We start from the raw sequence: 14,192 nt of genomic DNA, 5'->3' as shown, positions 1-14,192 counted from the left end.
GTTGATTGGGGGAAGAAATGAAGCGCGTCTTAAATCCAAGACCAGTCGCTTTTCTTGCATTCTTTTTAGTGGTGGGTATCGCCGCGGCATATTACCTCGGTTTGCCGGGTGTTTTTTCGTTGCCTGCATGGATTTTGTGTGGGATTCTTTTTGGTATTCTTTTTTTCAAACAAAAAAAGCAAATGTTTCCCGTCCTGTACCTGTTTGCCTTTTTCCTTGGGGCATTTTTATTCCAGATGCAGTTTCATACGGATTTTTCAGGCTTTGATCCGAACCGGATCTACCGGATTGAAGGATACGTTTCCGACCGTTCCAAAATGGAGGCGGAAACGCATACATATCTTCTGACCGATGTGAAGATTGGAGGGAAAAATTTCGGAAAGAAGGTTATCCTGTATTCGCCGGACATCCTTGAATATGGAGACACGGTAGTGACGGAAGGGGAAGTCGCGCCGCCTTCGCCTCCACGAAATCCGGGAGATTTTGATGAAACCATGTACTTGGCAGGAAAAGGAGCTGGGTTCAGCCTCTACCGGGCCTCCCTTGATGTAGAAGGGAACGAGCTTTCCTGGTATCAATACCCGTTTTTACTGCGTGAAAAACTAGCGGAGAAAATGAATGGGATTTTTTCACAGGAGAGTGCCCCCATTGCAAAAGCGATGTTCTTGGGGATCAAGGATGAAATTTCACAGGAGACAAGAGATAGCTTTTCGAAAACCGGAATCGCACATATTCTGGCTATTTCAGGACTTCACGTTGCAATCCTATCCTATGCTTTTAATTTTATGCTCAAAAAGCTGAAAGCGGAAAGAAGGGTAAGGTTTACCCTCAACATTGTTATACTTATTTTGTATGCGACCTTGACGGGATTTGCCCCATCTATCCTGCGGGCTGTTTTGATGACCATATTTGTGATAATAGGAAGATGGAAATTTTCAAAACGGGATACGCTTGTATTTCTTTCTGCCGCTCTCATTTTCACTTTGCTGGGCAATACCACACAGCTTTTCCTGCCGGGCCTGCTGATGTCATATGGCGTAGTATTCGGCATTTTATGCCTGAATCCCCCGCTCATGCGTCTTTTTCGAAAAATTCATCTGGATAAAGCTAAAGTGGATGCGCCGCTTGCCACTTCACTTTCAGCGACTACGTCCGTTTTTCCCATGACGGCATATTTTTTCAATAATGTCGCGCTTGCCGCTCCTTTGGCAAATTTTTTTGCCATCCCTCTTGCGGGAATTATTGTCCTGTTTAGCGGAATTGGGACTGTTGTTTCCCTTGGGATTCCACAAGCCGGGCGGATTCTTGCGTTCCCAGCGGAGATTTCGATTCGGGGTCTTACGTGGCTTAATGAGCAGATTGCCCAAAGTTCATTCGGATTTATCGAAGTGAACGGATTCCCGGTGTGGGCCTGCATAGCCGTCCTGGCAGTTATTTTTTTATGTTCGGACTATATGCTCATAAAACGCAGAACGAAAGCGTTGATGGTTGGAGTTCTTACGGGAGCCATTCTTTTTGCAGGAATTGCGGCTGTGCCTTCCGTCCCGTTGCGTGTGGTTATCCTTGATGTTGGAACAGGAGACGCAATTCATGTTTCCGCGGAAGGAAAAGACTATCTGATCGATAATGGGGGAAATCTTCAATATTCGAATATAAGCAATTATGCGGAAAAAAACGGAATCGTTTTTGACGGCATTATTGTAACAAATGATCGAACGAAAAATTTGAAACAGCTTGCGGCGGACAGCAGGATAAAAACATTGTACGTACCTGAAAATTATCAAGCCAAAGAATACGATACGCAATATCCCGTGAAAGAATATACATTATATGATAAAATAGAGTTGAACGAAAATATCTTTCTCGAAAACGTCGGAGCCGATGGTAAATACCAATCTCTGGTACTGCGCTATCGGGGAGAAGCGGTGTGCCTGTTCGCACAGACAATGCCGGAATATTTGGAATTTGAGGGGCCCGTTTCCGTCTTAAAACCGGCGGGCGGCGGCAGAAAGGGGTCCGTAACGGAGGAGCTTCTAATAAAAACGGAGCCTCAATATGCGGTTATTTCCGTAAAAGAAAATAATAAAAAAGGGTTGCCTGATTCTACGGTTTTAAGTTTATTGCAGAAAGAGGCAATTAGACTGTTTGTTACTTCGGAAGATGGAGCGGTAACGATCTTGGTGAACGGGCAGGGAGACATTCAAATACAGACAGAAAAGCGAGTGGTTCAATGAAGGCACGGGAAGCATTAAAACAGATCAAAGGCGGGGATATCAAAAATTTCATATTGGTGGCCGGCGAGGATGATGCACAAATACAGCAGGCGTTTCATGCCTTGCTCGCAGCGCTTAACGTACAGATGCCTGAATTAAATCTTTCGGTTTTTGAGGAGCGCCCTGAACCTATGGCAGTAGTACGCTCTTTGGAAACGCTTCCGTTTATGGGAGAGCGCCGGGTTGTTGTAATCAAAAACACCGATCTTCTTTCACCGGCCGCATCAGGGGAGTTTAGTGCCCCATTTGAGAAAGCAAACCTTCCAGCGCAAAATGTGTTGTGTATTGTTCATCAGGGAAAAGTGGACAAGCGAAAAGCATTTGTGAAATATGTTATGAAAAAAGGAATGTTTATTGAATGTAATGCGATGAAGGAAAATGAACTTGCCGCCTATATCGTACAGGCCGCAAAGCGGAGGGGGCTTTTGATTTCTGTAAAGAATGCGCAGACTCTGGCCGCGCTTGCGGACGGAGATATGGGTATTGTGCAGAATGAGCTTGAAAAACTTTCATGTGTGTGCAGGGGAGATATTACGGCGGATGATATTGAAAAATATGCCGTGAAATCCTTACAGTATAATGTGTATAAGATACATGACCTGATGGTGGGAGGTTATGCAAAAGAAGCGCATGCGCTCATCGGTCGATTACTTGCGGAGGACAATAATCCAATTGGCTTTTTAACGCTTCTTTCCAACAATTTTCGTCAAATGCTGGTTGCAAGAGCGTGCAGGGATGCGCGTTTTCCAGAGCAAAAGATCATTTCCCACATTATGAAGGCGACGGGGACATGGGAATTTGCCGCACGTCGGGCTCTCACACAATGCAAGCAGTTTACGGCGCCGCAGATTCGCCGTGCTCTTGAAAAATTAGCGCAGATGGATTTCGATGCCAAACAAGGCGTAATCAGTTTGAAGACCGATCTGTATCCATTGCTTGTGGATATCTATATGAATCCAAACAAAAAAGGCTGAGGGTGAATCAGCCTTTAGCATGTTATCGTTATGGGGGAGACAAAAAACTATTCAGCTTTGCTGTTTAACTTTTTTGCCAATTGCGCTTTGGTACGATTTGCTTTGTTTTTGTGGATCGTACCTTTTAAAGCAGCCTTATCAACCGCACTGACAGCGTCCTTATACAGCTCGCCGATATTTGCGTCGTTTGCGCTTACTGCAACGTCAAACTTTTTCAGATCGGTTTTGAGTGCTGATTTGATCATTTTGTTCTGCAGAGTTTTCTTAGCGATTACTTTTACGCGTTTTTTTGCTGATTTAATGTTAGGCATTGTTTCACCCCCCGTAATATTTTAATCCAGCAAGGGCTATTTTATCACAATACAAGGCTATTTGCAAGCTATTTTTAACAGGAAAATGGAGCCCTTTACTCCGCTCCCGTCTTGTTATATAATAAAAAACGTTTATAAGAAGAAATTTGGGATTTGGAATATGCAGAAAAAGGAATTGCCGATCGGTGTTTATGATTCGGGCGCGGGCGGAATAAGCGTGCTTGCTCAGGCCAGAATATGCCTGCCGCACGAAAATTTTATTTACTATGGGGATAGCGCGAATGCCCCCTATGGAACGAAGTCTGAAGAAGAGATTCGTGACCTTTCGCTTGCCTGCGGGGATTTTTTGTGCCGGCAAGGCGTTAAAATGATTATTATTGCTTGCAATACGGCGACGAGTATTACCGTGCAGGCGATGCGCGAAAAATATAATATTCCTATTATCAGCATTGAACCTGCGGTAAAACCCGCGGTGGAAAAATATCCGGAGGGAAAAATTGCCGTTTTGGCAACCCCGGCAACCCTGCACCAAAAAAGGTATTTACATCTTCTTGATAAACTTGGTGCAATGGATCAGGCCGTGAATATTTCCTGTGATGGTCTTGCAGAGATAGTGGAAAGAGGAAATCTTTCGGATCCGCATATTAAGGCGTACCTTTGCGAGAAATTTCTTCCGTACAGGCGATGCGATTTTAATGGAATCGTGGTTGGATGTACGCATTATTCGTTTATCAGTGATCAAATACGTGACGTTGCAAGGAAAATATGTGGCGGGCCGTGCGAAATATTTGATGGAATGTACGGTACGGCGCGGCATGTTGCAGATGTGCTTGCGCTGGAAGGACTCCTGAACGACTCATTTTCCGAAGGCAGGATAAAATTTTTTTCTTCCGGTGAGGCGCATCATATAGATGTTTTCGAACGATTCCTGAAAATTTTCAAAAAATAGAGTGAAAAAAGGCTGGTATTTCAATTCCTTTCGGTGTACTATATATAGTGTGTTTGATGAATAAAAGACACTAAATATATTGCGCGGGGGGAGCTTTTGATGTTAAGCAAGAACGCGGTAACAGTACTTGAAAGACGTTACCTGAAAAAGGATGCGAATGGAAAGCCTGCCGAAAAACCGGAGGACCTTTTTAAGCGTGTAGCCAAAGCAATAGCGGAGGCGGACAAAGAATTTAATGTGGATGCTGATATTAAGGCGACACAGGATATTTTTTATGATATGATGTATCATTTGAAATTCATGCCGAATTCCCCGACATTGATGAATGCAGGGCGTCCGCTGGGGCAGCTTTCGGCTTGTTTCGTTTTACCGGTGGCCGATAGTATGGAAGATATTTTTGACGCACTTAAAAATGCGGCACTTATCCATAAAAGTGGCGGAGGAACGGGATTTTCTTTTTCACGCCTGCGCCCGGCGGGAGCATCGGTTAATTCCACCGGCGGCGTAGCCAGTGGGCCGATCAGCTTCATGAAAGTATTCAATGCGGCAACGGAAGCCGTAAAACAGGGTGGAACGCGCAGGGGTGCCAACATGGGTATCTTGCGGATCGATCATCCCGACATTATGGATTTTATCCAATGTAAAAAAAATACGACAGAAATTACGAATTTTAATATCAGCGTAGGGATTACCGAAGAGTTTATGAAAGCTGTTCATGAAAAGCGTGAATATGTACTTTTCGATCCGCACGACAAAAAGGAATGTGGAAAACTTTATGCTCCCGATGTATTTGAGTTGATTGTAAAAATGGCATGGACGAACGGTGAACCGGGGATTGTATTTCTCGACCGTATCAACCGTGATAATCCGGTGCCTTCCCTTGGTGAGGTTGAGAGCACAAACCCGTGCGGAGAGCAGCCGCTTCTGCCGTTTGAAAGCTGCAATCTTGGTTCCATTAACCTAGACGCCATGCTGATTAAAAAAGGTAATCAATACGAAATTGATTATCAGGAATTTGAAAAGACAATTCGCAATGCGGTACATTTTCTCGATAATGTTATTACAGTAAATAATTACCCGTTGGCCGAAATCCGGGAAATGACACAATCGACACGTAAGATTGGCCTTGGATTGATGGGGTTCGCCGACATTCTTTATAAGCTTAGAATCCCTTACAATTCCGACGAAGCGATTGCTTTGGCGGAGAAAGTGATGAAATTCCTGCGGGATACAGCCCGCGACGCTTCGGGCGAACTGGCAAAGGAACGTGGAACGTTCCCGACTTATTCAGAAAGCGTGTTTAAATCCAAGGGGATGGTGCAAAGAAATGCCACCGTTACCACCATTGCGCCTACGGGGACGATTTCGATTATATGCGGCGCTTCTTCGGGAATTGAACCTATTTTCGGTCTTTCTTATATCCGCAACGTTATGGACAATGATGAACTTCTTGAGATCCATCCGTATTTTGAGGAGGTTATGAAGGAACGCGGCCTTTATAGCAAAGAACTGATGTCTAAAATTGCACAGGAGGGAACCATAGCTCATATGGAAGAAATCCCACAGGAAATCAGGGATGTATTTGTGACGGCGCATGATATCACACCGGAATATCATATCCGTATGCAGGCGGCATTCCAGAAATATACAGATAACGCGGTTTCCAAGACAGTAAACTTCCCGCGGGAGGCAACACAGAACGATGTGCGGATGGTTTATGAACTGGCATATGAGCTTGGACTGAAAGGCGTTACGATTTACCGTGACGGATCAAGGGATGCGCAGGTTCTGAACATCGGAAAGGTGAATAAGGCAGAAAACTCTGAGATGGAAGCTGCTGCTGTGGAAAAAGACGGGGGAAGGGTTGCGCCCAGGATGCGTCCGGAAATTACTCAGGGAATCACGCAAAAGGTGAAGATTGGTTGTGGCAACCTTTATATTACAGTTAATTATGATGAAAATGGAATTTGCGAGGTGTTTACAAATCTTGGACGCGCGGGCGGATGCCCCTCACAGTCTGAGGCAACGAGCCGTCTGATTTCAACGGCATTGCGTTCCGGCATGGATGTTGAATCCATCGTGGAACAATTGCGCGGTATTCGGTGCCATTCCACACTGCGTAAAGGCGGAGACGTCAAAGTGCTTTCGTGCCCCGACGCAATCGGGCGTGTCCTTCAGACGGTGGCCCAGATGCAGAGTGAAAAGGTTGCGCCGCTTGTCATGCAGGATGAACCCGAAGTGCCGGATGACTCGAAATGCCCGGAATGCGGAAAACCCCTGGCATTTGAAGGCGGATGTAATATTTGCCGTTCATGCGGTTACTCTAAGTGTGGCTGATACTACCAAAGGTAAAACAGGCAGGACGCGAAGCGGTTCCCTGCCTGTTTTTTATTACAGATGATTTTTTGTCCTTCTGTCCAGCGATATGATGCAGGAGAATTGTGTAAAAGCCCGCCGGCAGAAATATTGAATTTAGTTTATGGTTGATTTTTTGTGGTAGATGTATGATACTTAGTAATGAATATGACCTGCAAAGAGAGGTTTTTATCTATGCCTGCAAAAGAATTTGAGAGTAAATTGAGATATCTGATTATTTCCGCACCTGATGTAATCCAACAAGCGCCGGGAATTAAAATATTTGGGAGAACCCTGCGGTCGTTTCTGTTTACGACAGATATAGCGCTCATCAGGAATACCGATGCGGACGCGATTATGGCGGTTTATCCGTTTACGCCCCAGCCTTCCATCAATCAGGCGATTATGACTACGGCGGATGTGCCTGTCATGTGCAGCGTCGGGGGAGGAGAACTAAAGGACGAGCGGGCAGTCCATTTGGCATTGGAAACAGAATTCCGCGGGGCTGTCGGAGCGGTATTGAGCCCTGAAATTGATAATGATATTGTTGCAAAAATTAAAAAACGCGTGGATATCCCGGTGGTGGTAACGGTCGTTTCTGAAAAGGAAGATGTGGAAAGGCGCATTGAAAGCGGCGCGGATATTTTGAATGTATCCGGTGCGGAAAACACATGCCGTATTATTGAGAGAATCCGCAACAAATATCCGTATATTCCGATTATTGCGACAGGTGGACCTACGGATGATAGCATCCGTGAAACGATTACCTGTGGCGCGGATGCGATTACGTATACGCCGCCTACGAATGCGGAACTGTTCAAGAAGACAATGCAGCTCTTTCGGGAGAACTTATAGAAAATAAAAAAATCCGGCTGCCAGCCGGATTTTTTATTTTGCGAAAATTAACTGAATATTCTGCCTGTAAGAGCACCGACAAGGAAGAAAAGACCCAATCCAATAACCAGCCCAATCAACCAGAATTTAGTAAATAATGTCAGCCGCATATCCAGCGAACGTTCAATTTTTCGCTGCCCAAAAATAACAACGACAAAAATAATGAGAAATAAATATTGAAGGAGAATATTATCGGACTCGCTTCCAAAATAAATTGCCAGCCAGATGCCGATACCGGCAACAATCCCTAAAAATTTCTGCCAAAAATTCAATTGTTTTTCCGTAAGTTGTTTCATAGAATACCCCTCGATTTCCAATACTTTTCCTATTATTGCACAGAATGCCTTCAAATTCCATATTAAATTGAAAAATTTATTTATTTTTTAGCTGTAATCTGTTACACTGAATGTGTAACTCATTTCAATATGGAATTTAAGTTTTAAGAGGCTTCACATAAATAAATATCATTAGGGAGGCTTATTACATGAAAATATATCATCCACAGGACATTTTTAACATTGCGGTTGTCGGGCATGGCGGGGAAGGAAAGACGACGCTCGTCGAGGCAATGCTTTTTGATTCAGGTGCGACAGAGCGTATGGGCCGTGTGGAAGACGGAAATACCGTAACAGACTATGACGGAGAGGAAACAAAACGGCAAATATCTATTGGGCTCGCACTTGCGCCGGTTGAATGGAAAAATAAGAAAATTAACTTGATTGATGCCCCCGGCTATTTTGACTTTGAAGGCGAAGCAGTCGCGGCGTATGAACTTTGCGACAGCGCATTGATTGTTTTGAGCGCAAGCGGTTCTGTGCCGGTAGGCGCCCAAAAAGCATATGACTATTGTTCCAAGCATGGGATACCGCGTGCATTTCTTGTTAATCAGGTTGATAAGGAACATGCGGACTATTTGAAAACAGTAGCGGCGCTTGGCACAAAATATACATCAGCCATTACGGCGGTCCAGATGCCTATTATGCAGGATGGAAAATTTACTGGTATCATTGATATTATCGGCATGAAGGCATATCTGTTTGACGGTAAGAACATGAAGGAAGCAGAGATTCCGGCTGATTGCGCCGCAGACGCAGAAGGCTTGCGGGAAACACTGGTGGAAAATGCAGCGGGAAATGACGAAGAACTGATGGAAAAGTTTTTCGACGGGCAGGAACTTTCCACGCAGGATATCCTGAAAGGACTCCGGGCAGGGATTCTTCAGGGAAGTATTGCTCCCGTATTTGTAAGTGCTGCTGCGCCGAATATCGGAGTAAGCGAGCTGATGGATGAAATTGTTGCGCTGATGCCGAATGCGGCTGAAATGCCGGGAACAGAAGCGCTTGATTCTTCAGGCAATTCTATTACGCTTAAAATTGATGCGTCGGCACCTTTTACCGCGCACGTGTTAAAGACAATCGCAGATCCGTTTGTGGGCAAATTATCCATTATTAAAATTGTTCAGGGCACCTTGAAGTCAGATATGTCTATCACGAACGCCAATACGGGAAAACCGGAAAAATGTTCGGGCCTTGGCGTGATGCGTGGGAAAAAACTGATTAACGTGGGGGAACTTGAAGCAGGCGACATTGGCGCCGTTGCCAAACTGCAACATACGGCGACGGGCGATACGCTGTGCTCCACATCCTGCGTTGTAAAATTTCCGCCGCTTGATTTTCCTGAACCGTGTATTTGCCTTGCCGTTGGCGCGAAAAAGAAAGGCGAGGAAGAAAAAGTATTTTCCGGCCTGCACCGTTTGGAGGACGAAGATCCGACCTTTAAACTTGTAAAAGATACCGAAACGGGCGATATGTTGGCGAACGGTATGGGCGAGATGCATCTTGAAGTAATCAACAATAAATTGAAAAGCAAATTCAATGTGGAGGGCGAACTGCACGATCCGCGTATTCCATACCGCGAAGCAATCAAAAAAGCGGTTAAAGCACAGGGAAAACACAAGAAGCAGTCGGGCGGCCATGGGCAGTACGGCGATGTATGGATTGAGTTTGCGCCTGTTCCCGATGGACTTGCAGATTTCGTTTTTGAAGACAAGATCGTTGGCGGCGTCGTTCCGCGGCAATATATACCGGCAGTTGAAAAGGGACTGAAAGAAAGCATCCAGAAAGGCGTTTTGGCCGGCTATCCGGTAGTAGGGCTCAAATGCACGCTTTACGACGGTTCCTATCATACCGTGGATTCTTCTGAAATGGCGTTTAAAGTGGCGGCAAACCTCGCATTTAAAAAGGGGATTGCGGAAGCGAATCCAGTTCTTCTTGAACCTATTATGAAAGTGGTTGTTACGATCCCGGATGAATACATGGGAGATATCATTGGCGATCTCAACCGCCGCCGTGGCAGGATTCTTGGCATGAATCCAATTGATGGATTACAGGAAGTGACGGCGGAAGTGCCGTTAAGCGAACTATTTAAATATGCGACAGACCTGAGATCTATGACGCAGGCACGCGGTACATTTAAACAAACATTTGAACGGTACGAAGAAGTACCGGCTCAGATGGCAGGAAAAATTATTGAGCAGGCAAAAAAAGATATGGAAGAATAACCTGAAAACTGGTAAGATAAAGGCTGTGGAGACGCAGCCTTTATTTTGTTACGGTAAAGGAGAGACTTATGAACGGTTTTATGTTAGAATGGAGCCGTTGCGATAAATTTTAAAATCATATGGGAGAATATACTGCATGAGAAAAACAAAAATTATTTGTACGCTGGGGCCTTCCAGTGAAGATGAACATACAATTGGGCGCATGGTGGAAGCCGGTATGGATGTGGCACGCCTGAATTTTTCGCACGGCGATCATAAAATACAGCTTGAACGGGTGAAAAAAGTCCGCAAGATCGGCGCGGAAGCGGGCAGGCATATTGCTTGCCTGCTCGACACCAAAGGCCCTGAAATCAGGATTGGGACCTTTAAACAGGGAAGCATTGAACTCCAAGAGGGAGATACTTTTACGCTTACGACGCGTGAGGTGGAAGGGGATGAAACCTGTGTTTCGGTTTCGTTTAAGGATCTGCCGCAGGATCTTGCGCAGGGAGCAATCATCTTGATTGACGACGGTTTGATTGAAATGCAGGCGACGTGTATTACCGATACGGAAATTACATGTAAAGTATTGAACGGCGGAGTACTCTCCGACCGCAAAGGCGTCAATGTTCCGGGTTTTTCAGTGTCTCTTCCTTATATCAGCGACAAAGATCGTGCAGATATTATTTTTGGTATCGAAAATGAAGTTGATTTTATTGCCGCGAGTTTTACGCGCAGTGAGCAGGATATTCTGGATATTAAACGTATACTTGACGAATATAAGTGCCAGAATACCAAAATTATTGCCAAGATTGAAAATGCGGAAGGCGTAAAAAATATTGATGATATCCTGCGGGTTTCCGATGGTATCATGGTAGCGCGCGGCGACATGGGTGTAGAAATTCCTCTCGAGGAAGTTCCGGTGCTCCAGAAGCAATTGATCCGAAAAGCGTATGGAGCAGGGAAAATTGTCATTACCGCTACCCAGATGCTGGAAAGCATGATGCATAATCCGCGGCCAACGCGTGCAGAGACTACGGACATCGCCAATGCAATTTACGACGGGACGAGCGCAATTATGCTGTCGGGAGAAACAGCTGCGGGAAAATATCCCGTAGAATGTGTAAAAACAATGGCACGTATCGCGCTGCGTACAGAAAAAGACATTAATTATGAGATGCGTTTTAAGAAAAACGACGTGACACAGATTTCAGACGTTACGAATGCAATTTCTCACGCGGCATGTACGACTGCATACGACCTTGGCGCATCCGCGATTATTGCTGTAACAAAAACGGGAAAATCTGTACGTATGGTTTCAAAATACAGGCCTTCCATTCCCATCATTGGCTGTTCGCCGGATGAACAGGTATGCCGCCAGCTCAGTATGTCATGGGGGGTGACGCCCATGAAAGTAGAACAAAAGCTGAACACAGACGAATTGTTTGAGATGGTAGTCAACTATGGAAAACAGGCCGGCCTGCTCGAAAACGGAGATCTTGTGGTGATCATGGCGGGCGTTCCGCTGGGAATCGCGGGGACGACAAATCTTTTAAAAGTTCATATTGTGGGCGATGTATTGGTCAAGGGGACCGGTATTAACGGACTATGTGCTTCCGGGAATCTTTGCGTTGCGCGCACGGAAAAAGAAGCGCGGCAGACGTTCAAACGGGGGGATATCCTGGTTGTTCCCACGACGTCAAACAATATTTTGGATTTAATGAAGCAGTCCGCGGGTATTATAACGGAAGAGGATGGGCCGAACACGCATGCCGCAATTGTCGGAATGGCACTTGACATTCCGGTACTTGTGGGAGCTGTAAGCGCAACGCAGATTTTAAAAAGCGGTACGCACATCAAGCTGGATGCAGACCGCGGCCTTGTCTGCAATGAAAATCGTGAGGACTGATATTATTTATGCTTAATTTTAAACCGTTAGAACTGGAAGATAAACTAATCTTCGACCGTTTTGTGATGCCACAGAATTTCAGACATTCCGAAGCGTCGTTTTCCAATATGTATACATGGCAGGAAGCTTGGGATATCCAAATGGCAGTGGAAGGAAATGGATTATATATTTGGATGTACAGCGACGTCTATAAGCCTTTTATGCTTCCGCCTTACCTGAAAGATCCAAATGAATCGATCGAACCATATATGCGAAAATGCGAGGAATATATGGCGGATAAAGGAGGCATATTTTATATCAAATGTGCAACGCCGCGCATGGTGGAAAAGATCAAAAACGATTGTGGCGACCGATATGATTTCGTTTATGATGAATATAATTCAGAATATGTTTATCATGCGCAGGATCTGATTGAGCTTTCGGGAAAGAAATATCATTCCAAGCGAAACCATATCAATGCGTTCCTCCGCACCTATCAAAGCGAATTCGCTCTTTATGAAGACCGGTACCGGGACGAATGCCTGAAGCTTCAGGAAGATTGGGCAGCGGATAAAGATGCCGACCCGCGTGAAGCGGAAGAAGAATTGCTTTCCATCACAAAAGCGCTTGACCATTGGCGGGAACTGAATTTCAAAGGATGCGTAATTAAAATTGCAGGCGAAGTCGTCGCGTTTTCCTTTGGAGAACAGATCAGCGAAGATACGGCGATTATCCACATTGAAAAGGCGCGTTCAGATTACAATGGATTGTTTACCTACGTCAATAACGCTTTTGTAAAAAACGTATGGCCGCACTGTACCTATATTAACCGTGCGGAAGATATGGGCGTGCCGGGAATCCGCAAGGCAAAGCAGTCGTATCATCCGGTGTTTATGCTGGAAAAATATGATGTGATTTTAAGTGGAGAAACAACATGAATATCAGGCCGCTTTCAAGGAAAGATGAAGTAAAAGCAAAGGAAATATGGAAGATTTGCTTTGGGGATTCTGATGCCTTCATTGACGAATATTTTAATCGAATTGTGCGCTATGAGGACACGCTCGGCTGTTATGACGGGCGTGAGCTCATAGCCGATCTTTTTATGCTGGATTTTCAGGCGAGCATTTCGGGTATTGATTTCAAAACAGAGTTTTTGGCAGGCTGCGCAACCCTGCCCAAGGCAAGAAAGCGCGGGTTGATGCGAGACTTGGTGAAGAGTGCCATGCTCGGCATGAGAAAAAGCGGACTTGCCGTTACATACCTGCATCCGTTTCTACATGCCTTCTATCGCCAATTCGGATATGAAACGGTTGCATATGTAAAAAGAGAGAGTATGAGACCCAATTCTGGACACATGGAAAAAGAACCGGCGATTTTTTCCACATATGATAAAATTCCGGAAGAAAATATGCGTCGGGCCTATCACCGATATATTGCCGCTTACGATCACTCATTTATTCGCTCCAAGGAGCGCTTTTCGAAGTGGCTGCAATTGCTTTTTGCCGATCGGGGATACGCAATTGTGAATGAGGATGAGGAGCCTGTTTCTTATGCTCTTTATTATATGGAGGAGAACACCGCAGATGTATTTGAACTGGTGGCTGAAGGAAAAAAAGCGCGTGAGTTGCTCTTGGGCTCCATTCCGGCGGAAAGGATAAATTATTTTCTTCCCTCGCCGCCTGACGAGGCGGCAGAAGAATTTACAATGATGCGGGTATTGGAACCCGTTTGCTTGCTCAAAAAAATGCCGCTTAAGGCCGAGCATTTTATACTTGAAATAAAAGATGATTTTCTGGAAGAGCATTACAACCTGCGGGTAGAAAAAGTGGAAGGCGAAACAAACCTGGTAGAGGAAACCGTAGAAAAAGCGGACCTTTCACTCACTATAGGAGAATTAGCGCAAGCTGCCGCAGGTGCGTACGCCCAAGGCAGCAAATTTGATGCCTGCTTCCCCGGCAAAACCGCATGCTTTTTCGAAACGTATTGAATATCGCAAGTATTTGCGCGTA

The 14,192-nt window shown here is 45.2% G+C and carries 11 protein-coding genes; 9 read left to right on the top strand and 2 right to left on the bottom strand.

The features are described 5' to 3' along the window. Positions 1–17: 17 nt before the first annotated feature. Both H8S18_RS02830 and holA read left to right on the top strand, forming a co-directional pair. Positions 18–2,234 (top strand): ComEC/Rec2 family competence protein, encoded by a 2,217-nt coding sequence (locus H8S18_RS02830; RefSeq protein WP_186856778.1) that lies wholly within the window; start codon positions 18–20, stop codon positions 2,232–2,234. Beyond that, a complete protein-coding gene (gene holA / locus H8S18_RS02825; protein WP_186856777.1) occupies positions 2,231–3,247 on the top strand; it encodes a DNA polymerase III subunit delta in 1,017 nt (338 codons plus the stop codon). The genes H8S18_RS02830 and holA overlap by 4 nt, the downstream gene beginning before the upstream one ends. Positions 3,248–3,294: 47 nt before the next feature. Here holA and rpsT read toward each other — a convergent pair whose 3' ends face one another. Next, a complete protein-coding gene (gene rpsT / locus H8S18_RS02820) occupies positions 3,295–3,558 on the bottom strand; it encodes a 30S ribosomal protein S20 (RefSeq protein ID WP_186856776.1) in 264 nt (87 codons plus the stop codon). A gap of 160 nt (positions 3,559–3,718) precedes the next feature. Between rpsT and murI the strand changes: the two genes are divergently transcribed. The 3 genes from murI to H8S18_RS02805 all read left to right on the top strand — a co-directional run bounded on the left by murI (position 3,719) and on the right by H8S18_RS02805 (position 7,717). Then, complete coding sequence (gene murI / locus H8S18_RS02815; RefSeq protein WP_186856775.1) at positions 3,719–4,507, top strand: glutamate racemase; 789 nt, start codon at positions 3,719–3,721, stop codon at positions 4,505–4,507. A gap of 96 nt (positions 4,508–4,603) precedes the next feature. Next, the gene (locus tag H8S18_RS02810) at positions 4,604–6,844 is read left to right on the top strand and encodes a vitamin B12-dependent ribonucleotide reductase (RefSeq protein ID WP_186856774.1); all 2,241 of its coding nucleotides are present in this window, start codon (positions 4,604–4,606) and stop codon (positions 6,842–6,844) included. A gap of 213 nt (positions 6,845–7,057) precedes the next feature. Further along, positions 7,058–7,717 (top strand): beta/alpha barrel domain-containing protein, encoded by a 660-nt coding sequence (locus H8S18_RS02805; RefSeq protein ID WP_243165028.1) that lies wholly within the window; start codon positions 7,058–7,060, stop codon positions 7,715–7,717. Positions 7,718–7,764: 47 nt separating this feature from the next. Here the strand turns inward: H8S18_RS02805 and H8S18_RS02800 are convergent, their stop codons facing one another. Then, positions 7,765–8,052, bottom strand: a complete 288-nt coding sequence (locus H8S18_RS02800; protein ID WP_186856773.1) for a hypothetical protein — start codon at positions 8,050–8,052, stop codon at positions 7,765–7,767. Positions 8,053–8,240: 188 nt separating this feature from the next. On the opposite strand from H8S18_RS02800, the gene fusA reads away from it, so the two are divergent. From fusA to H8S18_RS02780, 4 genes are all read left to right on the top strand, one after another. Further along, positions 8,241–10,316, top strand: coding sequence for an elongation factor G (gene fusA / locus H8S18_RS02795; protein WP_186856772.1), 2,076 nt, complete (start codon positions 8,241–8,243; stop codon positions 10,314–10,316). A 136-nt stretch (positions 10,317–10,452) separates the two neighbouring features. Beyond that, complete coding sequence (gene pyk / locus H8S18_RS02790; RefSeq protein WP_186856771.1) at positions 10,453–12,204, top strand: pyruvate kinase; 1,752 nt, start codon at positions 10,453–10,455, stop codon at positions 12,202–12,204. An 8-nt stretch (positions 12,205–12,212) separates the two neighbouring features. Then, a complete protein-coding gene (locus tag H8S18_RS02785; protein ID WP_186856770.1) occupies positions 12,213–13,121 on the top strand; it encodes a DUF2156 domain-containing protein in 909 nt (302 codons plus the stop codon). Beyond that, a complete protein-coding gene (locus tag H8S18_RS02780) occupies positions 13,118–14,170 on the top strand; it encodes a GNAT family N-acetyltransferase (protein WP_186856769.1) in 1,053 nt (350 codons plus the stop codon). Before H8S18_RS02785 ends, H8S18_RS02780 begins: the two co-directional genes overlap by 4 nt. The last annotated feature ends 22 nt before the right edge of the window (positions 14,171–14,192 follow it).

It is taken from the genome of Christensenella tenuis, assembly GCF_014287795.1.
Taxonomy (GTDB): domain Bacteria; phylum Bacillota; class Clostridia; order Christensenellales; family Christensenellaceae; genus Christensenella; species Christensenella tenuis.
This window is presented reverse-complemented; position numbering and strand designations above follow the sequence as displayed.